The sequence below is a fragment of the Streptomyces silvae genome (genome assembly GCF_016745505.1).
GTDB lineage: Bacteria > Actinomycetota > Actinomycetes > Streptomycetales > Streptomycetaceae > Streptomyces > Streptomyces silvae.
Map to the genome: position 1 here is coordinate 20,661 of NZ_JAERUC010000144.1, position 26,936 is coordinate 47,596.

14 protein-coding genes are annotated in these 26,936 nt (G+C 72.4%); 9 read left to right on the forward strand and 5 right to left on the reverse strand.

The genetic code is table 11. From position 1 onward, the window contains the following. Nucleotides 1-76: 76 nt before the first annotated feature. Nucleotides 77-748: an HAD family hydrolase gene (locus tag JKV81_RS22180; RefSeq protein WP_124276151.1), complete on the forward strand. Its 672-nt coding sequence runs from the start codon at nt 77-79 to the stop codon at nt 746-748. Between the two features lie 394 nt (nt 749-1,142). Further along, a complete protein-coding gene (locus JKV81_RS22185; RefSeq protein WP_202077400.1) occupies nt 1,143-6,176 on the forward strand; it encodes an NAD-glutamate dehydrogenase in 5,034 nt (1,677 codons plus the stop codon). A 90-nt stretch (nt 6,177-6,266) separates the two neighbouring features. Here the strand turns inward: JKV81_RS22185 and JKV81_RS22190 are convergent, their stop codons facing one another. Next, the gene (locus tag JKV81_RS22190; RefSeq protein ID WP_129263710.1) at nt 6,267-7,070 is read right to left on the reverse strand and encodes an ABC transporter ATP-binding protein; all 804 of its coding nucleotides are present in this window, start codon (nt 7,068-7,070) and stop codon (nt 6,267-6,269) included. Beyond that, on the reverse strand, nt 7,063-8,004 hold the full coding sequence (locus JKV81_RS22195; protein WP_124276154.1) for an ABC transporter permease: 942 nt from the start codon (nt 8,002-8,004) through the stop codon (nt 7,063-7,065). The genes JKV81_RS22190 and JKV81_RS22195 overlap by 8 nt, the downstream gene beginning before the upstream one ends. Before the next feature lie 142 nt (nt 8,005-8,146). Between JKV81_RS22195 and JKV81_RS22200 the strand changes: the two genes are divergently transcribed. After that, the gene (locus tag JKV81_RS22200; RefSeq protein WP_187281936.1) at nt 8,147-8,752 is read left to right on the forward strand and encodes a TetR/AcrR family transcriptional regulator; all 606 of its coding nucleotides are present in this window, start codon (nt 8,147-8,149) and stop codon (nt 8,750-8,752) included. Here JKV81_RS22200 and JKV81_RS22205 read toward each other — a convergent pair. Further along, entirely contained in the window at nt 8,742-12,128 is a 3,387-nt protein-coding gene (locus tag JKV81_RS22205) for a CDP-glycerol glycerophosphotransferase family protein (protein WP_202077402.1), read from the reverse strand. The genes JKV81_RS22200 and JKV81_RS22205 overlap by 11 nt on opposite strands. Before the next feature lie 100 nt (nt 12,129-12,228). Between JKV81_RS22205 and JKV81_RS22210 the strand changes: the two genes are divergently transcribed. From JKV81_RS22210 to JKV81_RS22235, 6 genes are all read left to right on the forward strand, one after another. After that, on the forward strand, nt 12,229-14,241 hold the full coding sequence (locus JKV81_RS22210; protein WP_202077404.1) for a CDP-glycerol glycerophosphotransferase family protein: 2,013 nt from the start codon (nt 12,229-12,231) through the stop codon (nt 14,239-14,241). Between the two features lie 91 nt (nt 14,242-14,332). Continuing rightward, the gene (locus JKV81_RS22215; RefSeq protein ID WP_129263704.1) at nt 14,333-15,067 is read left to right on the forward strand and encodes a methyltransferase domain-containing protein; all 735 of its coding nucleotides are present in this window, start codon (nt 14,333-14,335) and stop codon (nt 15,065-15,067) included. An 11-nt stretch (nt 15,068-15,078) separates the two neighbouring features. Beyond that, the gene (locus tag JKV81_RS22220; protein WP_187281938.1) at nt 15,079-15,951 is read left to right on the forward strand and encodes a TylF/MycF/NovP-related O-methyltransferase; all 873 of its coding nucleotides are present in this window, start codon (nt 15,079-15,081) and stop codon (nt 15,949-15,951) included. Between the two features lie 117 nt (nt 15,952-16,068). Next, nucleotides 16,069-19,521 carry a bifunctional glycosyltransferase/CDP-glycerol:glycerophosphate glycerophosphotransferase gene (locus JKV81_RS22225; RefSeq protein ID WP_202077406.1) on the forward strand — a complete coding sequence of 1,151 codons (3,453 nt, stop codon included), beginning with the start codon at nt 16,069-16,071 and terminating at the stop codon, nt 19,519-19,521. Then, nucleotides 19,518-22,364, forward strand: coding sequence for a bifunctional glycosyltransferase/CDP-glycerol:glycerophosphate glycerophosphotransferase (locus tag JKV81_RS22230; protein WP_202077408.1), 2,847 nt, complete (start codon nt 19,518-19,520; stop codon nt 22,362-22,364). The genes JKV81_RS22225 and JKV81_RS22230 overlap by 4 nt, the downstream gene beginning before the upstream one ends. After that, on the forward strand, nt 22,361-23,509 hold the full coding sequence (locus tag JKV81_RS22235; protein ID WP_129263698.1) for a glycosyltransferase: 1,149 nt from the start codon (nt 22,361-22,363) through the stop codon (nt 23,507-23,509). Before JKV81_RS22230 ends, JKV81_RS22235 begins: the two co-directional genes overlap by 4 nt. A 50-nt stretch (nt 23,510-23,559) precedes the next feature. On the opposite strand, the gene JKV81_RS22240 is transcribed toward JKV81_RS22235, so the two are convergent. Together JKV81_RS22240 and JKV81_RS22245 are read right to left on the reverse strand one after the other, a co-directional pair. Next, a complete protein-coding gene (locus tag JKV81_RS22240) occupies nt 23,560-25,794 on the reverse strand; it encodes a bifunctional glycosyltransferase/CDP-glycerol:glycerophosphate glycerophosphotransferase (RefSeq protein WP_202077410.1) in 2,235 nt (744 codons plus the stop codon). A gap of 195 nt (nt 25,795-25,989) precedes the next feature. Beyond that, nucleotides 25,990-26,904, reverse strand: a complete 915-nt coding sequence (locus JKV81_RS22245; protein WP_129263694.1) for a carbohydrate ABC transporter permease — start codon at nt 26,902-26,904, stop codon at nt 25,990-25,992. Nucleotides 26,905-26,936: the final 32 nt, after the last annotated feature.

Genomic DNA, 26,936 nt, shown 5'->3' on the forward strand with positions numbered 1-26,936 from the left:
ACGGACGGACCGGCCGCCCGGGCGGCCGGCTCCCCGTGCCCGGGTGACTGTCGTACCGGGCGAGTATTTTCTACCCATGGCGACATCGGGGAAGCACCGCACACATCTGGTCTGGGACTGGAACGGCACACTGCTCGACGACATCCACGCGGTCCTCGGGGCGACGAACGCCGCCTTCGCCGAGGTCGACCTGGAGCCGCTCACGCTGGACCAGTACCGCGAGATGTACTGCGTGCCGATACCCAAGTTCTACGAGCGGCTCATGGGCAGGCTCCCCACCCCCGCCGAGTGGGAGCGGATGGACGACCTCTTCCACCGCCACTACACCGAGCAGCGGACGGCCTGCGGGCTGACCGAGGGCGTCGAGGAGCTGCTGACCCGCTGGAAGCTCGGCGGCCGCAGCCAGTCGCTGCTCAGCATGTACGGCCATGAGCACCTGGTCCCGGTGGTCCGGGGATACGGCATCGAGCGCCACTTCGTCCGCGTCGACGGCCGTACGGGCCCCTCCGGCGGCAGCAAGGCCCAGCACATGGAGCGCCACTTCGAGGTGCTCGGGGAGATAGCCCCGGAGTCCGCGGTGGTCATCGGTGACGCGGTGGACGACGCCGTGGCCGCCGCGCACGTCGGTGCGCGCGCCGTGCTCTACACCGGTGGTTCGCACAGCCGCAGCAGCCTGGAGGCGGCGGGTGTTCCCGTGGTGGACACCCTCGCCGAGGCCGTCGCGCTGGCCGAGCTGATGGCGGACTGAGGCGAGCTGATGGCGGACTGAGTGCATCTGCCCGTCTGTGCGCCCTTACGTGCAGGAACGGTCCCGTGCGATGTCCAGAGTGTCAAAGTTCGGGGTCTTCTTTTGTACATATGCGGCTCATGACGGTTGTGGGTGCGGGAGGGATAGCCTGGTGCGGTGATCAGCGCGATACGCCTCGGGGGCAGCGAAGCCCCCGGCCTGCGCCCGGAGTGCCACAGCACCCGGGCGATGCGCGATCTCCGCGTCCCGGGCCGTCTGCCGAAAATGGCCGATATGGACCCGGGAATCTCCCCCGGCGGCATAGCGTCGAACCAGACCGGAAACCCCGCGTCGTGGCGGTACGTCGCCTTCTTCACCTACGTCACGCAACGGCGCGCGACAGGAGCCAGAGGACATGCAGACCAAGCTGGACGAAGCCAAGGCCGAGCTGCTCGCACGGGCGGCCCGGGTAGCTGACAACAGTCCGGGCGGTGGTGTCGGTGGCCCGGGAGGTGGCCTCCGGGTGCACCTCGCCGGAGAGGCCGGCAGCGGCGCGGAGGAAGGCACCGAGGCCGCCCGGGACCAGGGGGCGGGCGCGAACACGCTGCTCGCCTATCTCCAGCGCTACTACCTGCACACCGCTCCGGAGGACATCAGCGACCGCGACCCGGTCGACATCTTCGGGGCTGCTTCCTCCCACTACCGTCTCGCCGAGAACCGCCCGCAGGGCACCGCGAACGTCCGGGTGCACACCCCGACCGTCGAGGAGAACGGCTGGACCAACAGCCACTCCGTCGTCGAGGTCGTCACCGACGACATGCCCTTCCTGGTCGATTCGGTCACCAACGAGCTGTCCCGGCAGGGCCGCGGCATCCACCTCGTGATCCACCCGCAGGTCATCGTCCGCCGCGATGTGGCCGGCAAGCTGATCGAGGTGTTCGCCGACCCGGCCAGGAGCAACGGATCGAAGCGTTCCGGCGGCCGCAAGGAAGCCGGCGCCGAGCTGCCGCACGACGCCGTCGTCGAGTCCTGGATCCACGTCGAGATCGACCGGGAGACGGACCGCGCGGACCTGAAGCAGATCACCGCCGATCTGCTGCGTGTTCTGTCCGACGTACGGGAGACCGTCGAGGACTGGGAGAAGATGCGCGACGCCGCCCTGCGGATCGCCGACGACCTCCCGGCGGAGCCGCTCGACGAGCTGGGCGACGAGGAGGTCGAGGAGGCCCGTGAGCTGCTGCGCTGGCTCGCCGCCGACCACTTCACCTTCCTCGGGTACCGGGAGTACGAGCTCCGTGACTCCGACGCGCTGACGGCCGTCCCCGGCACCGGTCTGGGCATCCTGCGCTCCGACCCGAAGCACACCGAGGACGAGGCGCACCCCGTGAGCCCGTCCTTCGACCGGCTGCCCGCGGACGCCCGCGCCAAGGCCAGGGAGCACAAGCTCCTCGTCCTGACGAAGGCGAACAGCAGGGCGACCGTGCACCGCCCCAGCTACCTGGACTACGTCGGGGTGAAGAAGTTCGACGCCGAGGGCAACGTCATCGGCGAGCGGCGCTTCCTCGGCCTGTTCTCCTCCGCCGCGTACACCGAGTCCGTGCGCCGGGTGCCCGTCGTGCGCCGCAAGGTCGCCGAGGTGCTGGAGGGCGCGGGCTTCACGCCCAACAGCCACGACGGCCGCGACCTGCTCCAGATCCTGGAGACGTACCCGCGCGACGAGCTCTTCCAGACGCCCGTCGACCAGCTGCGTTCGATCGTCACGTCCGTGCTGTACCTCCAGGAGCGCCGCCGGCTGCGGCTCTACCTGCGTCAGGACGAGTACGGGCGCTACTACTCCGCCCTCGTCTACCTGCCGCGCGACCGCTACACCACCGGTGTGCGGCTCCGCCTGATCGACATCCTCAAGGAGGAACTGGGCGGCACCAGCGTCGACTTCACGGCCTGGAACACCGAGTCGATCCTCTCCCGGCTGCACTTCGTCGTCCGGGTCCCGCCGGGCACCGAGCTCCCGCACCTCACCGACGCGGACGCCGACCGCATCGAGGCGCGTCTCGTCGAGGCCGCCCGCTCCTGGGCCGACGGCTTCCAGGAGGCGCTGGGCGCCGAGTGCGGTGAGGAGCGCGCCGCCGAACTGCTGCGCCGTTACGCGCACTCCTTCCCCGAGGGCTACAAGGCCGACCACTCGCCGCGCGCCGCCGTGGCCGACCTGGTCCACCTCGAAGAGCTCAAGAGCGAGCGCGAGGACTTCGCGCTCAGCCTGTACGAGCCGGTCGGCGCCGGCCCCGCGGAGCGCCGGTTCAAGATCTACCGGACCGGTGAGCAGGTCTCGCTCTCCGCCGTCCTGCCCGCGCTCCAGCAGCTCGGGGTGGAGGTCGTCGACGAGCGTCCGTACGAGCTGCGCTGCGCCGACGGCACGCACGCCTGGATCTACGACTTCGGGCTGCGCCTGCCGAAGAAGGCCACGGGCAACGGCGACTACCTCGCCGACGACGCCCGGGACCGCTTCCAGGAGGCGTTCGCCGCCATCTGGACCGGCGAGGCGGAGAACGACGGCTTCAACTCCCTGGTGCTGGGCGCCGGTCTCGACTGGCGTCAGGCCATGGTGCTGCGCGCCTACGCGAAGTACCTGCGCCAGGCGGGTTCGACGTTCAGCCAGGACTACATGGAGGACACCCTCCGCAACAACGTCCACACCACCCGGCTCCTGGTCTCCCTCTTCGAGGCCCGGATGTCCCCGGTCCGCCAGAAGGCCGGCACGGAGCTGACGGACGGGCTGCTGGAGGAGCTGGACGGAGCCCTGGACCAGGTCGCCTCGCTGGACGAGGACCGGATCCTGAGGTCCTTCCTCACGGTCATCAAGGCCACGCTGCGGACCAACTACTTCCAGCTGGCCGACGACCACGAGCCGCACGGCTACGTGTCGATGAAGTTCGACCCGCAGGCCATCCCCGACCTCCCGGCGCCCCGCCCGGCGTACGAGATCTGGGTCTACTCGCCGCGCGTCGAGGGCGTCCACCTGCGCTTCGGCAAGGTCGCCCGCGGCGGTCTGCGCTGGTCGGACCGGCGGGAGGACTTCCGTACGGAGATCCTCGGCCTGGTCAAGGCGCAGATGGTCAAGAACACCGTCATCGTGCCGGTGGGCGCCAAGGGCGGCTTCGTCGCCAAGCAGCTCCCGGACCCGGCCGTCGACCGTGACGCCTGGCTCGCCGAGGGCATCGCCTGCTACAAGATCTTCATCTCGGCGCTGCTCGACATCACCGACAACATGGTGACGGGCGAGGTCGTGCACCCCGCGGAGGTCGTCCGCCACGACGAGGACGACACCTACCTCGTCGTCGCCGCCGACAAGGGCACCGCGAGCTTCTCGGACATCGCCAACGACGTGGCCGTCTCGTACGGCTTCTGGCTCGGCGACGCCTTCGCGTCCGGCGGCTCGGCGGGCTACGACCACAAGGGCATGGGCATCACCGCCCGCGGTGCCTGGGAGTCCGTGAAGCGGCACTTCCGCGAGCTGGGCCACGACACCCAGACCGAGGACTTCACCGTCGTCGGCGTCGGCGACATGTCCGGTGACGTCTTCGGCAACGGCATGCTGCTCTCCGAGCACATCCGGCTGGTCGCGGCCTTCGACCACCGGCACATCTTCATCGACCCGGACCCGGACGCGGCGACCTCGTACGCCGAGCGGCGCCGGCTGTTCGACCTGCCGCGCAGCTCCTGGGCGGACTACGACAAGGACCTGCTGTCGGCGGGCGGCGGCATCCACCCGCGTTCCGCCAAGTCGATCCCGGTCAACGCGCACATGCGCGCGGCGCTCGGCATCGACTCCAAGGTCACGAAGATGACCCCCGCCGATCTGATGCAGACCATCCTCAAGGCGCCGGTCGACCTCGTGTGGAACGGCGGCATCGGTACGTACATCAAGTCGACGGCCGAATCGAACGCGGACGTCGGCGACAAGGGCAACGACGCGATCCGGGTCAACGGCGCGGACCTGCGGGCCCGTGTCGTCGGTGAGGGCGGCAACCTCGGTGCCACCCAGCTCGGCCGGATCGAGTTCGCCCGGGCCGGCGGCCGGATCAACACCGACGCGATCGACAACAGCGCCGGTGTGGACACCTCCGACCACGAGGTGAACATCAAGATCCTGCTGAACGGTCTCGTCCGGGACGGCGACATGACCGTGAAGCAGCGCAACAAGGTGCTCGCGGAGATGACCGACGAGGTCGGACAGCTCGTGCTGCGCAACAACTACGCGCAGAACGTCGCGCTCTCCAACGCCTGCGCCCAGGCGCCGTCACTCCTCCACGCCCACCAGCGCTTCATGCGCAGGCTCGGCCGCGAGGGGCACCTGGACCGTGCGCTGGAGTTCCTGCCGAACGACCGCCAGATCCGCGAGCTGCTGAACCACGGCAAGGGCCTCAGCCAGCCGGAGCTCGCCGTGCTGATCGCCTACACGAAGATCACGGCGGCCGAGGAGCTGATCTCCACCAGCCTTCCGGACGACGCGCACCTGCAGAATCTGGTGCACGCCTACTTCCCGAAGCAGCTGAGCGAGCGGTTCCCCGAGGCGGTCGGCGGGCATGCGCTGCGCCGCGAGATCATCACGACGGTGCTGGTCAACGACACGGTGAACACCGGTGGTTCGACGTTCCTGCACCGGCTGCGGGAGGAGACCGGGGCCTCGCTGGAGGAGATCGTGCGGGCCCAGTTCGCCGCCCGTGAGATCTTCGGCCTCTCCGGGGTGTGGGACGCCGTGGAGGCGCTCGACAACACGGTGGCCGCCGATGTCCAGACGCGGATCCGGCTGCACTCGCGCCGGCTCGTCGAGCGCGGCTCCCGCTGGCTGCTGGGCAACCGGCCGCAGCCGGTCGAGATCGCGGAGACCATCGAGTTCTTCCGGGACGGGGTCGAGCGGGTCTGGGGCGAGCTGCCCAAGCTCCTCAGGGGCGCCGACATCGAGTGGTACCAGTCGATCCTCGACGAGCTCACCTCGGTGGGTGGCCCCGAGGAGCTGGCGGGGCGGGTCGCGGGCTTCTCGTCGGCCTTCCCGGTGCTGGACATCGTGGCGATCGCGGACCGTACGGGCAAGGACCCGCTGGCCGTCGCCGAGGTGTACTACGACCTCGCCGACCGGCTGGGGATCACCCAGCTGATGGACCGGATCATCGAGCTGCCGCGGGGCGACCGCTGGCAGTCCATGGCCCGCGCCTCCATCCGTGAGGACCTGTACGCCGCGCACGCCGCGCTCACGTCGGACGTCCTGTCCGTCGGCAACGGCACGTCGTCGCCCGAGCAGCGGTTCAAGGCATGGGAGGAGAAGAACGCGGCGATCCTGGCGCGTTCGCGCTCCACCCTGGAGGAGATCCGGGGCTCGGAGTCCTTCGACCTGGCGAACCTGTCGGTGGCCATGCGGACGATGCGGACCCTGCTGCGTACGCACGCCTGACCCGGGGCGGCCGCACGGCCGTCACACAGCCGTCCGCCGGACGGGCCGCACTCGGCCCGTCCGGCGGACGGCGTCAGGACCTTGACGGCGCTACTTCTTGGCCTTCTTGGACTTCGCCGCGGGCCCGGTGAACTCCTCGTACGCGGCGACGACCTCCTTGGCCGGCCCGTCCATGCGCAGGGTGCCCGCCTCCAGCCAGATCGCCCGGTCGCAGGTGTCGGTGATCGACCTGTTGCTGTGGCTGACCAGGAACACCGTGCCGGCCTCCTCGCGCAGCTCCATGATCCGGTCCTTGCTGCGCCGCTGGAACTTGGCGTCGCCGGTGGACAGCGCCTCGTCGATCAGCAGGACGTCATGGCTCTTCGCGGCCGCGATGGAGAAGCGCAGCCTGGCGCCCATGCCCGAGGAGTACGTGCGCATGGGCAGGGTGATGAAGTCGCCCTTCTCGTTGATCCCGGAGAAGTCGACGATGTCCTGGTAGCGCTCGCGGATCTGCTCGCGCGTCATGCCCATGGCCAGACCGCCGAGCACGACGTTGCGCTCCCCGGTGAGGTCGCTCATCAGGGCGGCGTTCACGCCGAGCAGCGAGGGCTGGCCCTGGGTGTGGACCCGGCCCTTCGACGGTGGCAGCAGCCCCGCGATCGCCTTCAGGAGCGTCGACTTCCCGGATCCGTTGGAGCCGATCAGGCCGATGGCCTCGCCCTTGTACGCCGCGAAGCTGACGCCCTTCACCGCGTGCACCTGGCGCGCGCCCCGGGGCTGCCCCCGCGACACGATCCGGTTCAGGGCGGACGTGGCGCTGCCCCGTCCGGTGCGGGCGCCGTTCACCGTATAGGTGATGTGGACGTCGTCGACGACGACGGTGGGGACGCGTGTGTCGGTGATGTCAGCCACGTCCGTACCTCTCTTCGGCCTTCCAGAAGAAGACGAATCCGCCGATGCCGCAGACGAGCGCCCAGCCCGTCGCGACGGCCCACACGTGCGGGGGCAGCTGTGCGCCGGTGAAGCTGTCGATCAGGGCGAAGCGCATCAGGTCGATGTAGACGGCCGCCGGGTTGCACTCCAGGGCCAGCAGGACGAGCCGCGGGACCCGGTCGCCGCTGAGCAGGTGGTCGAGGCTCCACATGACGCCCGACGCGTACATCCAGGTGCGCAGGATGAAGGGGGTCAGCTGCGCGATGTCGGGGGTCTTGGCGGCCAGCCGGGCCATGACCATCGAGATGCCCGTGTTGAACAGGGCCTGCAGGGTCAGGGCCGGGATCGCGAGCAGCCAGGACGGACTCGGGTACTGGCCGAAGGCCAGGAGGATCATGAACAGCGCGGCCAGCGAGAACAGCAGCTGCTGGAGCTGCTGGATGGCCAGGGCGATCGGCAGGGAGGCGCGCGGGAAGTGGAGCGCCCGGACGAGCCCGGTGTTGCCGCTGATGGCCCGGGTGCCGGCGGTGATCGAGCTTGCGGTGAAGGTCCAGATGAAGACGCCGGTGACGAGGAAGGGCACGAAGTCGGGGACCCCGCGCTTGGTGTCCATCAGGATGCCGAAGATGAAGTAGTAGACCGTCGCGTTGAGCAGCGGGGTCATGATCTGCCAGATCTGGCCGAGCTTCGCCTGGCTGTACTGCGCGGTCAGCTTGGCCGTGGCGAAGGCGGTGATGAAGTGCCTGCGCCCCCAGAGCTGCCGGACGTACGCACCGAGCGTCGGCCGGGCCCCGCTGACGGTCAGCCCGTGCCGGGCCGCGAGCGCGGCCAGCTCGCCGGGTTCGTACACGGGCAGGAGGTCGGGGGAGGCGGTGTCCACCGGGGCCGGCGGGGCTGCTGTCTGGCTCACCACGGTCGCTTTCGACAGGAGGCGGGGGGATCGGGGCGGACGGATCCGGCCCGATGGGACGGCACCGTATCGTCGCAACGCTGACAGTAGGACGTTTGTACGTCGCAACGCAACCGTTTCGTCGTTACGGTCTATCATTCGGGCCATGACCACCGAACGGCGAACCGGGCGCCGCACCCCGGCAGGTGCCGCGGTGCTGCGGGAGGACGTGACCGACGCGATCCGCGGCGCCGTCTTCGAGGAACTGGCCGCCGTCGGATTCGCGCGGATGTCGATCGAGGGCATCGCGCGGCGCGCGGGCGTGGGCAAGACGGCCGTCTACCGCCGCTGGAAGTCCAAGCTCCACCTCGTCCTGGACCTGGTCGCCGCCGTCGCCGCGCAGGGCATGCCGGCGCCCGCGACGGGTTCGCTGTACGGGGATGTGCGCGCCGTGCTGGAACTGGCCGCGTACGCCCTGCGTCACCCCGTGGCCTCGCAGGTGATCCCCGACCTGCTGGTCGAGGCGGCCCGTAACCCGGAGATCTCCGAGGCCATCAAGGCGGCCCTGCTGGACCAGCAGCAGGGGGTGGCCGCCGTCGTCGTACGGGCGGCGGTCGCGCGCGGCGAACTGCCCGAGGGCAGCGACCCCGACCGGGCGCTGGACCTCATCGTGGGGCCGCTGTACTGGCGGCTGGTCGTGGTCCGCGGCGATCTGCCCAAGGGGTATCTGGACGACCTCGCGGCCTCGGCGGTGCGGGCCCTCAAGGCCTGACGGGACCCGGGGAGCCTTCCTGCTCCAGCAGCCGGTCCACGACCCGGCGGGCCGCGTTGCCGTCGGCGGGCCCGCAGTGGTCCCGCCGGAAGCTCTCGTACGCCTCCGCGTGGAGGTCCGCCGACGCCGGTGTGGCCCGCAGGGCCTGGGCCACCTCCTGGGTGGTGACGAGCAGCGGCCCGGGGGCCCGGGTCTCGAAGTCCAGGCAGAAGCCGCGCACGGTGTCCCGGTAGTGCTCCAGGTCGTAGGTGTGGAAGAGCATCGGACGGCCGGTGTGCGCGAAGCCGAACGCGAGCCCCGAGTAGTCGGTGACCAGCACATCGGCGATCAGCAGCAGCTCCGTGGTGTCCGGGTGCGCGGACACGTCACGCAGGGCGGGGTGCGCCGGGACGCTGCCCGTCACCCGGGGGTGCCTGCGGACCAGCACGGTGGTCCGCCCGTCCAGCGACCGCGCCAGCGCGGGCAGGTCGAGCGCGGGGTCCCAGCGGTACAGCGGGGCGGAGCCCGCCGGGACGCCGGCCGGCGGGTGCGCGAGGTGGTCGCGGTAGGTCGGCGCGTACAGCACCACGCGGTGGCCGTCCGGGATGCCCAGCCGGCGGCGTACCCGCTCGGCCGTCTTGTCCCTGCCCGGTGCGTACAGCAGGTCGTCGGCCGGGCAGCCCGCCTCCAGCACCTCGCCGCGGTGGCCCAGGGCGCGCCGGAGGTGCGGGGTGGCGTAGGCGCTGGGGGAGACCAGGACCGACCACTGGGCGGAGCGGTGCTCCAGCGTGGCCAGGTACTGGTGGTCGGCGTACAGGGTGCCGGTGAGGTCCAGGCCGAACCGGCCGAGCGGCGGGCCGTGCCAGGTCTGGACGACCGTCTGGCCCGGGCGGCGCTCGAACCAGACGGGCAGCTGCCCGGCCGCGACGATCCGGCGGGCCCGGGCCAGCGCCTCGTACCAGGCGGTGCTGTACGCCACGACGGGGACGGCCGTGGCGGGTACGCGGGTCGCGGCGCCCGGGGTGCCGTCGGTGACCCAGAGGTGCTCGGCATCGGTGCTCCGGCGCACGAGCTCGGCGTGCACGGCGCGAAGGGAGCCCGCTGCGGTGCCTCCCGCGTCTCCGGCGTAGAGCACGGCGTCCCGGAGCGGCAGCCTCTTCTGCGCCGGGTGGTGCGCCGTCCTCAGCAGACGCTGGTGGTACGCGCTCCGCTCCGCGTCGTCGAGCGCGGGGGCGCAGTGCACGGTCAGCCGGTCGCCGTGACGGCGGTCGAGGCGGAAGCGGGTGCCGGGAGCGTGCACCGGCAGGAGAGCGGCGAGCGCCGCCCCCACGCGCACCGGCCGGTCGTCCAGGAACACCTCCCAGTCGCCTTCGCGGGGCGGCGGCGCGAGTACGGCGGTGAAGCGGCCCCCGTGCCCGTCCGGGGGCTCCTGGCCGGTGACAGGAACGGGCAGGGGCACGGCCACCGTCTCGCCCAGCGTGCTGTGCCGGAGTTCGAGCAGGGCCCCGGCCCCGGTGCCTCCGATACGCAGTCCGCCGTCCGGTGCGGTCTCCGCGCGGTCCACGCGCGGCTCGCCGGAGAGATCCACCACCAGGGCGCCGGCCGCGTCCGCGAAGGCGGGCGGCGGCAGCTCCGGGGCCGCGGCGAGCGGCACGCGGACGCCGTCCGTCAGGAGCGCGGCCCGCCACCGGCCGGCGGTGAGCGCCGCCAGCGGGATCCGCGCACCGAAGCCGTCCCCGCACCGCACCGGGTGGACCTGCTCCGCACCCCCCTCACGCGTCAGGACGAGGGCCGTCGGCCGGGTGTCCCCGTACAGCCGGCCGGTCAGCTCCAGGGTGTCCGGCCCCTGTTCGTGGCCGGTGGCCAGGGCGGGGAGACGGGACACGGCCAGTTCCAGCCGGCCGTCCCGGTAGCCGAGCACCGCGCGCAGCCCGTCGCCCAGGTCGTGGACCAGCGGCTGCGCGGCGGCTGCCTCCACGGCCCGCAGCGCGGCCCGCCGTACGACGCCGTGTCCCGCCACCACGACGCCCACCAGCCAGTGGCCGGGGCCCAGCCGCCCCGGGTCGAGGACCATCTCGAAGCCCGCGTGCCCGTAGTGGTGCAGCTCCTGGCCGGAGTCCGCGGTGGCCCGTTCCGTGCGGACCGTGCGCACCGGCACCGGCCTCGGCCGACCGCCCGACGCCTCCCGCACCAGGCCGGCCTTCAGCGACTGCCGGGCCGCCCGCGCCGGGAGGTTGCGGATGTACGCGTATCCGCGCAGCCGCAGCCTGCCGTCCTCGCCCCACCCGGCGTCCACCAGCCGTGCCACGGCGGGCAGATCGCCCTTGCCGAGGCGCGCCGAGGCGCTCCGGCCGGCCGTGACCGCGGGGCTGACGGCGCGGCGCCGCCCCGGCGGGCCCGCCACGGCGAACGTGCCCGTCCCGTTGGCCCGTTCGAAGTCCAGAACCGCCAGCAGGTCCTCGGTCCTGCGCTCCCGCACCAGCTGCCAGCGGATGCGCGCCTCGGCCGGCAGCCCGGCCAGGGCCGCGTCGCCCGCCCGGTCGAGGAAGGCGCCCGCGTCCGCCATGAAGGCGGAGCGGTAGGCGGGTCCGCCCATCGGCAGCCCCTCCAGGAAGTACACGAAGTCGTCCCGCAGGCACGAGATGTCGTAGCGCAGCCGGTGCTCCGCGCCCCGGTCCGCGAGGAACGCGCTCACCTGCTCGCAGGCCGCGATCCGGTCCCGTACACCCCGTACGTCCGTACGCCGCCGGGTGATCGAGCCCTCCCGCACCCGCCAGAGGTAGACGTGCTCGTGCAGCACGTCCACCGATCCGGCGAGGTAGTGCGCCGGGATCATCACCGGGGTGTCCTCGTAGAGCTTGCCCACCGGGAAGGTGAACGCGTGCCGGTCCCAGAAGGAGCGCCGGAACACCTTGTTCCAGGCGACGCGGTCGGCCAGCAGCCGGGGGTCGCGGGTGATGTGGGTGCGGGGGCGGTCGGCGGTCAGCCAGCGGTACTGCCAGGCCTGCTGCCTGCCCTGCTCGTTGAGCCGCCACACATTGCCGGTCACCAGGTCGGAGCCGGTCGACTCCAGGGAGGCCAGCATCCGTTCGTAGGCGCCGGGGACGACGATGTCGTCGCTGTCGGCGAACGCCAGGTAGGGAACACCGGGGGTGGTGCGGGCGACCCCCGTGTTGCGGGCGGCGCTCAGGCCCGCGTTGGGCTGGTGGACGCAGCGGAAGCGGTCGTCCCGGGCGGCGAAGTCCTCGGCGATCCTGCGGCTGCCGTCCGTCGATCCGTCGTCGACGAGCACCACCTCGATGTCCTTCAGGGACTGTTCCGCCAGCGAGGCCAGGCACTCCTCCAGGTAGTCCTCGACGTTGTGCACCGGGACGACGACGCTGAGGAGTGGCTTCATGTACGGCTCAACCCGGGGGAGCGCCCCGGGTCACGCCGCTGACCCGAACGGGTGAAGATCCGTAGGGCGGGCCGCGCGCTCCCCGTTACGCTCGGCTGCCATGCTCCTCACCGTCGTCGTGTCCGCCCACCGTGCTCAGGGGTATCTGAGGGCGGCACTGGAGTCCGTGACCGCACAGTCGCCGGCGGGGAGCGGGCCGCCGATCGGCCCGGAAGTGCTCGTCGTCGGCGCGCCCGACGGCGACCTGGGCCTCGCCATCGCCCGGGAGTCAGCCGAGCGCGACCCCCGGGTGCGCGTGCTGGTCACGGACGGCCCCTGGGACACCGGTGCGGCCCGCAACACCGGTGCGGCAGCGGCGCGCGGGGCGTACCTGCTCTTCCTCGACGGGGACGACCTGCTCCTCCCCGGGGCGCTCGCCGAGATCTCCGCGCGGCTGGCGGACGACCGGCCCGACGTGCTGCGCCTGGGCCACGACCGGGTCGACTGGTGGGGTGCGGAACGGCCGGGCGAGGACCTCCCGGCCGCCCGGAACCAGCTCTTCCGCCGCGCCTTCTGGGAGGCCCACCGGCTGCGCTTCACGGAGGGCCCGTACGGCGATGTGGTGCCCGTGCACCGTGCCGCCTTCCTCGCCTCCGACGCGGGCACCCTCGCCTCGCTCGACCGGATCTGCGTACGCCACCGGCTGCGCCGCACCGGCACGTCCGCCGTGCCGCCGGGCCGGGTGCACTTCGCCGTCATCGACGCCTACGAGCGGCTGGCCGCCGGGACCGGCGGAGACCACCGGGTCCCGGCCGCGCGCACCGCCCACCTGACGGCCGTCCTCGACGACCCGGAACGGATCGCCCCCGGCGACCGTGCCGCGTTCTTCCGGGCCGCCGGGCTCCCCGGCCGGTACGCCGCGCGCCGGGGCGGGGAAGCGGTGCGCGCCGGGCGCACCCGGGCGCGAGGCGTCGCGCGCGCGGGCAAGAAGGCGCTGCGCGCCCGCGCGATGAGTGCCGTCTACCGCGCCGATCTGCGCCGCCCCCTGGACCCCCGTCTCGCCGTCTACGGGGCCTACTGGAACAGGGGCTTCGCCTGCAATCCGGCCGCCGTCTACGCCAAGGCCCGCGAACTGGCCCCGCACATCCGGGGCGTCTGGGTCGTCTCCTCCCGCCACCGCGACCGGATGCCCCCGGGCGTGCCGTACGTCATCGAGGGATCCCGCGCCTACTGGCGGACCATGGCCACCGCGACGTACCTCGTCAACAACTCCAGCTTCCCCGGCGGCTTCACCAAACGGCCCGGCCAGATCTACCTCCAGACCCACCACGGGACCCCGCTGAAGACCATGGGCCTGGACCAGCTGCCGTACCCCGCCCTCACCAAGGGCGTCAGCTTCGAGCGGATCGTCGCCCACACCGACCAGTGGGACTTCAGCCTCTCCGCCAACCCGCACAGCACCGAGATCTGGGACCGGGCCTACCCCTCCTCGTACGAGCAACTGCCGTACGGCTACCCGCGCAACGACGTCCTCTGCGACGCCACCGCGGAGCAGAGCGACAAGATCAGGGCGGAGCTCGGCATCGCGCCCGGGGCGACCGTGCTGCTGTACGCGCCGACGCACCGCGACTACCGGGAGGGCTTTCTCCCCAGGGTCGACCTGGAGCGCCTCGCCCGCGCACTGGGGCCCGGGTGCGTGCTGCTGGTGCGTGCCCACTACTTCTACGGGCGGTCGGCCGGGACAGCGGCGGGGGACCGGGTCCTCGACGTCACCGGTCACCCCCGGGTCGAAGAACTCTTCCTGGCCTCCGACGCGTTGATCACGGACTACTCGTCGCTGATGTTCGACTACGCCTGTCTGGACCGCCCGATCATCGCCTACGTGCCGGACTGGGAGGCCTACCGCGCCGCGCGCGGCACCTACGTCGACCTGCTGTCCGGCCGCCCGGGCGACACCCCGGGGGCGGTCGCCACCACGGAGGACGAGCTGCGCGAGGTGCTGTGCGGCGGCGCCTGGAGGTCCCCGGAGGCCGACGCGCTGCGCGCCGCGTTCCGTGACCGCTTCTGCCCGTACGACGACGGGCACGCGGCGGAACGGGTGGTGCGGCGGCTCTTCGGGGTGCCTCCGAACTGAACACCGGGGTCACCCGTACGGGGCGACCCCTCCGTGCCCCGCCGTCGTTGTGCTCAACAGCGCGCGCACACGGCAACGTTGGGAGAAGCTCATGCACCGGTCCGCCTACGAGCAGATGCAGCTCTGCATCGAGGAGTATCTGCCCAGGTCCCGCAGGCACCGTGTCGTGGACCTCGGCTCCCGGATCTCCGGCAAGCAGACCCGTACCCACCGGGGACTCCTCGCGGACCACGACATCGACTACTTCGGGGTCGACGTCCTCGACGGCCCCAACGTCGACGCGGTGATGACCCGGCCCTACCGGATCCCCGCGAAGTCGCGCAGCGCCGACGTGGTGCTGTCCGGCCAGGCGTTCGAGCACATCCCCTTCTTCTGGGTGTCGATGATGGAGATCGCCCGGGTGCTCAGGCCCGGCGGCTACGCCTTCATCACCGCGCCCTCGCGCGGCCACGCCCACGACGCGCAGGACTGCTGGCGCTACTACCCCGACGGCTTCCGGGCGATGGCGGCCCACTCCCGCCTCGAACTCTGCGAGGCGTACACGGACTTCCCGCCCGCCAAGGGCATCTGGCACGACTACGCCTCCATCGACACCAAGGCCGCCTACTGGGGCGACTCGGTGGGCGTCTTCCGCAGGCCGCTGCCGCATCGCCGTCCGGTGACCCGGCTGAAGAACACGCTGGCCGACCTCGCCGTCCGGGAGACGGCGGTGTGGTGGGCGAACCGGGCCGGGGGAGTGGACCGGGTGCCGCTGCCGCGCCCCCTGGACGGACGGGAGCGCTGCGGGCGGCCGGACAGCCGTACGGTCGCATCAACTACAGGTTGACGAAAGATGACATGAGCCGCAAAGCGCGCGTACTGTCCCGCCCCATGGCTTGGCGCAACGCCGTCAACGGCGTCCTTCAGCAACTCACCGGATACCAGCTCAGGCGCGCGACCCTGCCCGCCCCCCGCCGGGCACCCGCGCAGCCGCCGGTGGCGGCCCCGAAGCAGGCGGAGCGGCCCGCCCCGAAGGCCGCGGCCAAGAAGCCGCCGCAGTTCCCCGCGGACTACGACGACGAGGCGAAGGACATCATCCGTGCGGTCAAGCCGTACACGATGACCTCCCCGGAGCGGCTCAACGCCTTCGTCCTCGCGACCCGGCACATCGTCAGGCACGGCATCCCGGGCGACATCGTCGAGTGCGGTGTCTGGCGCGGCGGTTCCATGCAGGCCTGCGCCAAGACCCTGCTGTCGCTCGGTGAGACGGACCGCGACCTCTACCTCTTCGACACGTACGAGGGCATGACGCCGCCCACCGCCGAGGACCTGCGGCGCGACGGCAGGCCGGCCCAGGAGCTGCTGGACGCCCAGGGCAAGGACCGCCCGATCTGGGCCGTGGCCTCCCTGGAGGACGTCCGGGCCGGGTTCGAGCAGGTGCCGTACCCGGAGGACCGCGTCCACTACGTGCGGGGCAAGGTCGAGGACACCGTCCCGGAGCAGGCGCCGGAGCAGATCTCCATCCTCCGGCTGGACACCGACTGGTACGCCTCGACGAAGCACGAGCTCACGCACCTGTACAGCCGGCTGGTGAGCGGCGGGGTGCTGCTGATCGACGACTACGGCTACTGGCAGGGATCGCGGCAGGCCGTGGACGAGTTCCTGGAGGAGACCGGCGAGCAGCTCCTGCTGCTGCGCATGGACGAGGGCCGTATCGCCGTCAAACCCTAGGCGGGCCAGGGCCCGTGAGGGCAGCGCCCCGTTGTGAGCCCCGTGCCTCCCCGGCACGGGGCTCGTTCCCTATGCAGGAAGTCCGTTCGTCCGTCCGGAAGGATCGTGCGCAGCGCCATGGCACCCCGTCTCACCGTCGTCGTCCCGCTCTACAACGTCGAGGAGTACCTCGGAGCCTGCCTGGACTCGCTCGCCGGGCAGACCCTGACGGACCTGGAAGTCGTCATGGTCGACGACGGTTCGACGGACGGCAGTCCGGACGTGGCCATGGAGTACTCCCGGAAGGACTCCCGCTTCCGGCTGATCCGGCAGAAGAACGCCGGGCTCGGGGCCGCGCGCAACGCCGGCGCCGCACAGGCCCACCCGGACGCGGACTACCTGACGTTCGTCGACAGCGACGACGTCGTCCCGGCGGACGCCTTCGCCCGGATGACCGGTGAACTGGACGCTTCGGGTTCGGACTTCGCGACGGGCAACGTGCTCAGGCTCCGGGCGAACGGGGCGCTCGAACAGTCCCCCATGTTCCGCCGGCCGATGGAGAGGTCCCGCCGGGCCACCCACGTCACCCGGGACTGGATCCTGCTCGGCGACCGCATCGCGTGCAACAAGGTGTTCCGCAGGTCCTTCTGGGACGAGCACGCCTTCGCCTTCCCGACCGGTGTCCTGTACGAGGACATCGCCGTGGTCCTGCCGGCCCACTTCCTGGCCCGCAGCGTCGACGTCGTGGCGGAGCCCGTCTACCACTGGCGGGACCGTGACGGCTCGATCACCACCCGGCGCGCGGTGCCCCGGGGCATCCGCGACCGGGTCACGGCGGTCTCCACGGTCAGCCGCTTCCTCGCCGACCGGGGCATGACGGAGGCGAAGCGGCGCTACGACGAGCACGCGCTCTCCGGTGACCTGTGGCTGTTCATCGAGGCGCTCCCGGACGGCGACGAGAGCTTCCACGAGGCCTTCCTCACCCACGCCAACGCCTTCGCCGCGACCGTCGAACCGGCCGTCCTCGAAGCGCTGCCCCTGCATCTGCGGGTCAAGTGGCAGCTCATCCGGGAGCGCAGGACGGCGGAGCTGCTCGCCCTCCTGGCCCACGAGTCCACCGACCGCGACACCTTCCACGTCCGGGGACGGCTGCGGCCCCGTGCCCAGTACCCGGGTGTCGAAGCGCCCCTGCCGCGCAAGGTCACCGCCCTGTCCGCCGAGGACCTCCCCGTGCACGCGCATCTCACGGAGGCCGTGTGGCGCGACGGGCTGCTGCACCTCAAGGGGTACGCGTACGTCCGCAACGCACCGGGGCGGTCGGCCGGGGCCGGCTGGCTGAGGTCGGGCCGCCGGCTGCTCCCGCTCAGGCTGCACCGGACGGTGACCGACGAGGCGACGGCCGGATCCGGCCGCTCGGCCCACCGCTACGAGCGGTCCGGCTTCGAGACCGTGGTCGACCCGCGCCGGCTCGTCACCCGGGCCACGGCACGGGGCACCAGGACCCTCTGGAAGCTGGAGTCCCTGGTCGTCGGCGCCGGGAGGCCCCGCCGGGGACCGATGCGGCTCCTCGGCAACCCGGCCGCGCCCGCCGTGCGGTACGTCGACGAGCGCACCCGGGTCGTCCCGCTGCTCTCCGGGAACAAGCTGGAGCTGCGCGCCGAGCGGGTCGACGCGGTGCTGGCCGGGCACGGGCCGACCGAGACGGGGGACGGCATCCGGATCGCGGTGCGTGTGCCCGACGGTGAACTGCCGACGGCTCTGCGGATCCAGGAGTGGCGTACGAAGGAGACCCGCGAGTTCCCCCTGGTGGAGGGCGAGGGCACGGACGGCCGTACGGTCTTCGCCGAGGTGCCGCTGGTGGCGTTCCGCGGCGCCGACGGCGACTGGGGCGTCCAGCTGACCGGCGGCGGGCGCCGGCTGACGGTCGCGGCGCGTCCGGAGACCGACGCTGCACGGTATCCGCTGTCCGGCGGCCGCGAGGTCTACGCCGCCGCCAACCCCTCCGGGGACCTGGTGCTCACCGACCGGGAGGTACGGCCCGTCGTCACGGGCGTGACCTGGACGGAGGAGACGGGCCTCGTCCTGGAGGGGACCTTCCCGGCGGTGCGCTACCGCCCGGTCGAGCTCGTCCTGCGGCACAGCGGCCACCAGGAGGAGAACGCCTTCGCCGTGGAACGCACGGGTGCCGCCTTCCGTGCGGAGCTGACGCCCTGGGCGGTCGAGGGGGCCGGTGGCACGGTGCCGCTCGCCGAGGGCCGGTGGTACCCCTTCCTGCGGTCGCGGGGTGAGACGGACCCGGAGCGCTATGTGCCGCTGCGCGTGGTGCACCAGCTGCACCCGGGACTGCCCCTGGCGCGCGAGTCGGGAGGGCGCGCCTTCACCCTGGAGCGGCGCTTCCACGACCGGCTCTCCCTGCGGTCGGGCAGCGCCCTGCCGCCGGAGGACCGTGGAGCGTACGGGCAGCGCCGGCTGCGCGCGTGGTACGGCGGCCTGGTCGGCAGGGAGTTGCGGGACACCGTCCTGTACTCCAGCTTCGACGGGCGCCAGTACTCCGACTCGCCCCGCGCCGTCCACGAGGAGCTGGCCCGGCGCGGCACGGGCGTCGAGCACCTCTGGGTGGTGCGGGACCAGCAGGCCGTCGTGCCGCCCGGGACCCGCGCCGTGGCCCTGCACAGCGCCGAGTGGTATGAGGCGCTGGCCCGCAGCCGGTGGGTCGTCACCAACACCCAGCTGCCGGAGTGGTTCGAGCGGGCGGAGGGACAGTTCGTCGTCCAGACCTGGCACGGCACCCCGCTCAAGCGCATCGGCCGCGACCTCGCGGGCACCCCGTACGCCGACACCGCGTACATGGAGTCCATGCCGCACAGGGCCGCCCAGTGGAGCGTGCTCGTCTCGCCGAACCGCTTCTCCACCCCCGTCCTGCGACGCGCCTTCGGGCACACGGGCGAGGTGCTGGAGTGCGGCTACCCCCGCAACGACCTGCTGTACGCGCCCGACCGGGCGAAGGTCACCGCCGCCGTCCGGGAGCGGCTCGGTGTCCCGGAGGGCAAGCGGATCGTCCTGTACGCCCCCACCTGGCGCGAGGACCGGCCCAAGCAGAGCGGGCTGTACGGGCTGGACCTCCAGCTCGACCTGGAACAGGCGCGGAAGGTGCTCGGTGACGACCACGTCCTGCTGGTGCGCCGTCACTACCTGGTCGGCGGCAGCGTCCCTTCGGGCGACTTCGTCCGCGACGTGTCCCGGCACCCCGATGTCGCCGAGCTGATGCTGATCAGCGATGTGCTGGTCACGGACTACTCGTCGCTGATGTTCGACTTCGCGCAGACGGGCCGGCCGATGCTGTTCCACACCTACGACCTGGAGCACTACCGCGACACCCTGCGCGGCTTCTGCTTCGACTTCGAGAACCGGGCGCCGGGCCCGCTGATCACCGACTCGGCCGCCGTCGTCGAGGCGCTGCGCGACCCGGAGGCCGCGACGGCGGGCCACCGTGAGGCGTACGCGAGCTTCCGGGAGTCGTTCTGCGATCTCGACGACGGGACGGCGTCCGCCCGGGTCGTGGACCGGATGCTGAAGGGGGCACAGGCATGAGCGCGCCCGACTTCAGCTGTGTGATCACCGCCGCCGAGGGCGGGCAGGAGGCCCTGACGGCGTCCGTGGAGTCCGTGCTCGACCAGAGCCTGCGCGCCGTGGAGGCCCTCGTCGTCCTGCCCGCCGGCGCACCCGCCGCGCTGCGGGCGGCGGCCGGCTCGCTCGCCGGGCGCTCCCCGGACCGCGTCCGCCTGCTCGACGCCGGTACGGACTCCGTCGCCTCGCTGCGCAACGCCGGCCTGGACTCGGCCCGGGGCACGTACGTCCTCGTCCTCGACGTCGGCGAACGCCTCCAGCAGCACGCCTGCCGCAACCTCCGGGAGGCCGGGGCACGGACCCGCGCCGACCTGGTCGCCGGGCGCTGGAGCCGGTTCACCGGGGACGGGACGAAGGAGCGGGAACCCTCCTGGCAGCACACGCTGTTCACCCGCTCCCGCACGGTCGGCCGGTTCGCCGACGCCCCCGAACTGGCCGTGCACGACGCCCTGGTGACCGGTTTCTGTCTGCGGCGCGACGCGCTGGAGCGGCACGGGCTGCGCTACGACGAGGACCTCACCCACTGCGGGATCCCGTTCGGCCCCCTGGCGGCGTCCGTCGTCGGCAGGATCGCGCTCGTACGCCGCAGGATCGTCACCGGGCGGGCCGTGCCCGACGCCGGACGGGACCTCGCCGGGCTCGTGGAGGCGCACCGGCGGGTGTGCCATGTGCTGGTGGCCCAGGGGCTGGCGGACCTGCGCGAGGAGCGGGACAGGGCCTTCCTCCTGGATCACCTGGTGCCGCTGGTGCGCGGCTTCCCCGAACGGCCCGCCGGGGAGCGCGACCGCATCGCGGCGACGGCGGCCCGGGTGCTGCCCGGCTCCGTCCCCGAGGCGGCCCTGCTCACCCTCCCGCCCGTCGAGCGCGTCGGCGTCCGGCTGCTGGAGCGGGGCGACGCGGACGGGGTGCTCACCGCGGCGTACGCGCTGCGCAGGAGGGGCACCGTGGCCGCGCCCCTCGTCACCGGGGACGGCGGGCGGGTGTACTGGCCGGGCGGGCCCGACCCGGTGCTGGACGTCACCGAACTGGGCCACCAGTACCGTGCGTTCGGCGAGCTGAAGCTGATGAACCGGCTCACCCGCTACGAGGCCGAGGGCCGCCGGGTCCTGCTCGAAGGCCGGCTCGTCCTGCCCGCGCACACCGGGCCCGACCCGGACGGCGCCCTCACCGCGCATCTGGAGTTCCGCGTACGCGACGGCTCCCGCACCTTCCGCGCCCCCGTGGACACGCTGCGGCCCGACGCCACCGGCATCGGCTGGTCGGCCCGCACCGACCTCACGCGCCTGCTGCGCCCCTTCGGCCCCCGCGACACGGTGTGGGACGCGCGGATGGTGGTCGAGGACGGCCGCACCCGCTCGGTGAGCGACCTCTTCGCCGCCCACGACCTCGTCGGCCCGTCGGAGCGCTCCCCGGCCCGGCCTCGGCTGGGCCGGGTCACGGGGGACACCTGGCAGCCCTACATCACGCTCCGGGACCATCTGGCGCTCCGGCTGGAGGCCCGCCGCCGGCCCGCCCGTACGGCCCGCCGGCTGGTCCACTACGCCACCCACTTCCGCCCCGCCCGCCACGCCAGGCTCCTGCTGCGGGGCCTGCGCAAACGCCTGGACGGGCTGCGGTCCAGGGGGTTCAAGACCTCCGTGTACCGCTCCTGGCTGCTGCGGCTGCCCGTGCGCAAGGGCTCCGTGGTCTTCGAGAGCCACATGGGCACCTGTTACGGCGACAGCCCCCGGGCCGTCCACGAGGAGGTGCGCGCCCGGGGGCTCCCGCTGCGCTGCGTCTGGTCGTACGCCGACTCCCCGGCCGGCTTCCCGGCGGACGCCAGGCTGGTGCGCCGCTGGTCCTGGCGCTATCTGTGGGCCCTGGCCCGGGCGGAGTACTGGGTCGACAACCAGGGGTTCCCGCTCACCCTCGACAAGCCCTCCGGCACCTCCTACCTCCAGACCTGGCACGGTTCGGCGTACAAGCGCATGGGTTTCGACGAGACCCGGGTGCGCCTGCAGAACGCCCCGCAGCGTGAGCGGCTCCAGCAGGCCGTGGGGCGCTTCGACCACTTCCTCGTACGGTCCGCGCACGACGAGCGCACGCTGGCCCGCGCCTACCGGCTGCCGGAGTCCACGCTGCTGCGCACCGGCTACCCCCGTAACGACGCGCTGATCGCCGCCCGGGCCAGGGCCGAGGCCGAGGGGCGGCTGCCCCGGCCGGCGCTCGCCGCCGAGCTGGGCCTGCCCGACCACCGCAAGGTCGTGCTGTACGCGCCGACCTTCCGGGGCGGGCCGGGCAAGCGCAGGCGGCAGCGGCTCCTGCTGGACGCCGCGCGCTTCGCGGAGCGCTTCGGTGACACGTACACGCTGCTGGTGCGCGCGCACTACCTGGAGGCGGCGAGCCTGCCCGCCTGCCCGCCTGGGACGGTCGTCGACGTCTCGCACCACCATGACGTCAGCGAACTCCTGGCGCTCTCCGACGTCCTGGTCACCGACTACTCGTCGATCATGTTCGACTACGCCCTCCTGGACCGCCCGATCGTCCTGTTCGCCCCCGATCTCGACGCCTACTCCGCCGAGCGGGGCAGTTACTTCGACCTGCGGGAGAAGGCGCCGGGGCCGGTGACGGCGACCGAGGAGGAGCTGTTCGTCGTGCTGTCGCGGCTGAAGACCGCCGACACCGGTTTCCAGGAGCGCCGCGCGGCGTTTGCCGAGGAGTTCGGGGCGTACGACCGGGGGGACGCGGCCCGTGCGGTCGTCGACACGGTGTTCGCCCGGCATCTCGTCCCGTCCCGTACCGCCCGCACCGGGGAGGCCCGCCGATGAACCGCAGCCGTGACGTCTTCGTCGTCGCCAACAGCACCGACGAACTCGGCGGGGTGACCGGCTGGATGCACCGCACCGCCCAGTTGTTCCAGGAGGCGGGCCACCGGGTGCACACCATCGGCATCCACGCCGCCGAGCGGAAGATGGCCCTGCCCGACCCGCCCGGCTACCCGGTGACCGCCCTCTACCCGGCGCACCCCCCGACGCCGTGGGCGCCCAAGGGGGTGCGGGACCGCTTCCGGATCCCGGCACGGCGGGCGGAGGCCGGCCGGGTGGCACGGAAGCGGCAGGCCGTCGAGCAGCTCTCGGAGATCTTCCGCGGGGCGCGGCCCGGCGGGGTGGTCATCGTCAGCCAGGTCTGGGCGATGGAGTGGGTCGGCGAGGCGGACACCGGCGGGCTGCGGGTCATCGGGATGAGCCACGAGTCGTACGACTACTCGCGGGCGAGCCACCGCTACCGCTGGATCAAGAACCACTACCCGCCGCTCGACCGCTGGCTCGTCCTCACGGAGGAGGACGCCGACAAGTGGGCGGGCGACGGCATGAACAACGTCGGCTTCATGCCGAACGCCCTGGCCGCGCTGCCCGAACTGCCCTCCCCCCGGCGCGAGAAGTCGGTCGCCAGCATCGGCCGGCTCACCGACCAGAAGGGCATCGACATGCTCCTGGACACCTGGGCGCTGGTGGCTCCGCAGCGCCCGGACTGGCGGCTCGACGTGTACGGGACGGGCGAGGACGAGGCGGAGCTCAAGGCGCAGTGCACCGGTCTGGGGCTCGACTCCTCGGTCGGCTGGCGGGGACGCACGGACGACGTGCCCGGCGCGCTCGCCGGCTCCTCCGTCTTCGTCCAGTCCTCACGCGGCGAGGGGTTCCCGCTCGCGCTGCTGGAGGCGATGGCGAGCGGGGTGCCGTGCGCGGCGTTCGACTGCGCGCCGGGCGTACGGGAGATCGTGCGCGACGGCGAGGACGGGCTGCTGGCGCCCGCCGGCGACATCGGGGCGCTCGCCGACCGGCTGCTCCGGCTCACCGGCAACCCCCGGATGCGGGACGCGATGGGGGACCGGGCGCGGACCAACGTCCAGCGGTTCTCCGAGGCGGAGATCATGAGCCGCTGGGAAGAGCTGTTCGCGTTCCTGGAGCGCTGAACGTCCGGGCGCCCCGGGGTGATCGGCGTCCCCGGGGCGCCCGGTGGGGCTCACCCGCCGGTGTACTCCCGCACCGGCACCTGCCGCGGCACCCCGGCCGGCCCGTGGCCCGGCTGCGGGGCGGGCAGCGGCAGTCCCGAGGTGTCCTCCAGGAAGACCCGGCGCACCACCCGCTCCGCCGCGTGCCCGTCGTCGTACGGACAGAACCGGGCCCGGAAGGCCGCCCGGCGCTGTGCGGACCGGGGCCCGCGCCAGTGGTCGGTGGCGAAGATCTCGTGCAGCTCCTCCTGGTCACGGGCCACCGCCCCGGGAGGGAAGGCCGCCGGGTCGAAGTACGTGCCGCGCGCGGCCTCGTACGCCTGTGCGTCCTCCAGGTGCAGGACGACCGGCCGGTCCAGGTTGACGTAGTCGAACATCAGCGACGAGTAGTCCGTGATCAGCGCGTCGGAGGCGAGGCAGAGCTCCTCGACGGACGGGTGGCCGCTGACGTCGATGATCCGGGGGTGCCGCAGGTGCCCGGCGGTGGCGCGGGCCGTCGCGTCCAGGTAGTGCGAGCGGGCCAGGATCACGAAGTGCGGGCCCAGGACGCGGACCAGCTGCTCCAGGTCCAGGGAGTGCTGCTGGGCGCGGCGGTAGTCGCGGTGGGTCGGCGCGTACAGCAGGGCGTGGCTGCCCTCCGGGACGCCCAGGCGCTCGCGCAGCCGCGCGGTCTCCTCGGGGCCGGTGCGGTGGAAGACGTCGTTGCGCGGGCTGCCGTACTCCAGCGTGGTGTAGCCGGACGGGTAGGTGCGCTCCCACACGAGGGTGGAGTGCTGGTTGGCCGAGAGCGAGAAGTCCCACTTGTCGACGTTGCGCAGCAGCTGGTCGAAGTCCATGGAGCCGGCCGCCGCCGGACGGTGCACGAGGTCGGTGCCCATGGTCTTCAGGGGGGTCCCGTGATGGGTCTGGAGCAGCACCTGGCCGCGTCTCTTCACCAGCCTGCGATCGAAGTTGACGTTGTTCACGAGGTACTTGGAGCGGGCCAGGGCCGTCCAGTACGCGGCCGTCCCCGGGTGCAGCACCCGGGTCGCCTCCGGCACGGTGTGCGCGTCCTCCGGGCGGCAGATCCAGGAGGTGCGCAGACCCGGCACGAGGGCCCTGGAGGTGGCCTCCAGCGCCGCGGGGCTGCAGGTGTAGCCGCGGTGCCAGTAGGCGGCGAACACGGCTTCCCCGTCGCGGAGGGGCAGCCTCAGCTGGACGCGGTAGTGCAGCTGGAGCGCCGCCCCGCGCACCGCCCGGCGCGCCCTGGAGGCTGCGCGCCCGAGCCGGCCGCGCAGCCGCTGGGCGGCCCACAGGGCGCGGTACGTGCGGTGGGCGCCCAGCCGGAAGAGCGCGTGCCGCAGCCGGGCGCGGCGGGGTGCGGGGGCGCCGGGGGTGCGGTAGCGGCGGCAGTGGGCGCGGGCGCGGCGGAAGAACTGGGCCCGGCTGCCGCGCGGCAGCCGGCCCCGGGAGGTGAAGAGGGTCGAGAAGTGGTCGAGCATCCGGCGGAATATGACCGGGCGCCAGAGGGCCAGTTCGGGGCGGGCGTCGATGAAGGCGAAGACCCGGTCGTACTGGTCGAAGACGTCGAAGTGCCGGCGGGTGGTGGTGGACAGGATGTTGCCCCGGCGCCGCTGGCGGTATCCGACGCAGACGGCGTCCAGCACGGCGATCGACCCGGCGGCCATCAGCACCGGGTAGGTCCAGGGGGTGTCCTCGTAGTAGCCGGGCGGGAAGGTGAAGCCCTCGGCCTCGACGAACTCGCGGCGGTACGCCTTGTTCCAGACGACCATCAGGACCTTGAGCAGCTCGGGCCGCTCCGTGAGCCGGAAGGAGGCGGGGCCGGTCTCGGCGAGGTGCTGGGAGAAGGTGTTGCGCACGCTCTCGCCCGACCAGTACGTACGGGCGTAGTCGTAGACCAGGACGTCGGGGCCGCCGGTGGCCTCCAGGCGGTCGGCGATGGCCTGGAGCGCCTCGGGGGCGAAGGTGTCGTCGCCGTCGAGGAAGAGCAGGTAGTCACCGGTGGCCCTGGCGACCCCGGCGTTGCGGGCCGGTCCCAGGCCGGAGTTGTGCGGCAGGTGGACGGCGCTGACCCGGGGGTCGCGCACGGCGTACTCATCGGCGATCGGGCCGCAGGCGTCCGGTGAACAGTCGTCGACCACGATGATCTCGTAGTCCTTGAAGGACTGGTTCAGCACGGAGTCGAGACACGCGTGCAGATACGCCTGGACCCGGTACGCGGGCACGATGACACTGAACCGGGGCACAACACATCCAGAGGCGCTCGCGGGCGGGCAGGTGGCCCGCAAACGGCCGATGGAGTGACTTGGTTACGCGGGATGTGGCATTCGGGGGAAATACGAGGTAGGGCGGCCCGATCGCGAGTGAACGGGCCGCCCTGGTGTTGACGAACGTATGTGCTGCCGTGCCCTTCGGGCGCCGCCGCGCGGGGCGGTCGCCGACTACTTGACGGCGCCCGCCATCACGCCGGAGACGAACTGGCGCTGGAAGGCGAAGAACACCGCCAGCGGGATCACCATGGACACGAAGGCGCCGGGTGCCAGGACGTCGATGTTGTTGCCGAACTGACGGACCTGCTGTTGCAGGGCCACGGTGATCGGCGGGGACTCCGAGTCCGCGAAGATCAGCGCGACCAGCATGTCGTTCCACACCCAGAGGAACTGGAAGATCCCGAGCGAGGCGATCGCGGGGCCGCCGAGCGGCATCACGACCCGGGTGAACAGCCGGATCTCGCCCGCGCCGTCCAGCCGGGCGGCCTCCAGGAGTTCGCGCGGGATCTCCGCGAAGAAGTTCCGCAGCAGGAAGATGGCGAACGGCAGGCCGAACGCCGTGTGGAACATGATCACACCGAAGGTCGTCTCGAAGATCCCGATGGTGCCGAAGAGCTCCGACACCGGGATCAGGGCGACCTGCACGGGGACCACCAGCAGCCCCACGACCACCAGGAACCACCAGTCGCGGCCGGGGAACTCCATCCAGGCGAAGGCGTATCCGGCGAGCGAGCCGATGACGACCACCAGGAACGTGGACGGGACGGTGATCATGACCGTGCTGAGGAGCGAGTCGGTGATGGTCGAGTTGTCCAGCAGGCGCTGGTAGTTGTCGAAGGTCAGCTCGGAGGGCGCGGTGAAGACCTTCCACCAGCCGCTCGCCGCGATGTCCTCGGGGCCGCGCAAGGAGGAGAGCAGCAGCCCGATGGTCGGCATCAGCCAGAACAGGCCCACCAGGACGAGGAAGACCCGCATGACGCCGCCACCGGCCCGCGCGGCGATCCGCGCGCCGAGGGACTCCTTGGCCTCCGTGTCCGACGTGGCCCGAGCGGCCTTCCCGGCCTGTACTGCCTCGGTGGTGGTCACCGGCGCCCCTCCTTCCGCATGCGGCGGATGTT

Bases quoted from the DNA above. Each gene is read 5' to 3' on its own strand.
- JKV81_RS22180 (WP_124276151.1), top strand. From the start codon at position 77: ATGGCGACATCGGGGAAGCACCGCACACATCTGGTCTGGGACTGGAAC.
- JKV81_RS22185 (WP_202077400.1), top strand. From the start codon at position 1,143: ATGCAGACCAAGCTGGACGAAGCCAAGGCCGAGCTGCTCGCACGGGCG.
- JKV81_RS22200 (WP_187281936.1), top strand. From the start codon at position 8,147: ATGACCACCGAACGGCGAACCGGGCGCCGCACCCCGGCAGGTGCCGCG.
- JKV81_RS22205 (WP_202077402.1), bottom strand. From the start codon at position 12,128: ATGAAGCCACTCCTCAGCGTCGTCGTCCCGGTGCACAACGTCGAGGAC.
- JKV81_RS22210 (WP_202077404.1), top strand. From the start codon at position 12,229: ATGCTCCTCACCGTCGTCGTGTCCGCCCACCGTGCTCAGGGGTATCTG.
- JKV81_RS22215 (WP_129263704.1), top strand. From the start codon at position 14,333: ATGCACCGGTCCGCCTACGAGCAGATGCAGCTCTGCATCGAGGAGTAT.
- JKV81_RS22220 (WP_187281938.1), top strand. From the start codon at position 15,079: ATGAGCCGCAAAGCGCGCGTACTGTCCCGCCCCATGGCTTGGCGCAAC.
- JKV81_RS22225 (WP_202077406.1), top strand. From the start codon at position 16,069: ATGGCACCCCGTCTCACCGTCGTCGTCCCGCTCTACAACGTCGAGGAG.
- JKV81_RS22230 (WP_202077408.1), top strand. From the start codon at position 19,518: ATGAGCGCGCCCGACTTCAGCTGTGTGATCACCGCCGCCGAGGGCGGG.
- JKV81_RS22235 (WP_129263698.1), top strand. From the start codon at position 22,361: ATGAACCGCAGCCGTGACGTCTTCGTCGTCGCCAACAGCACCGACGAA.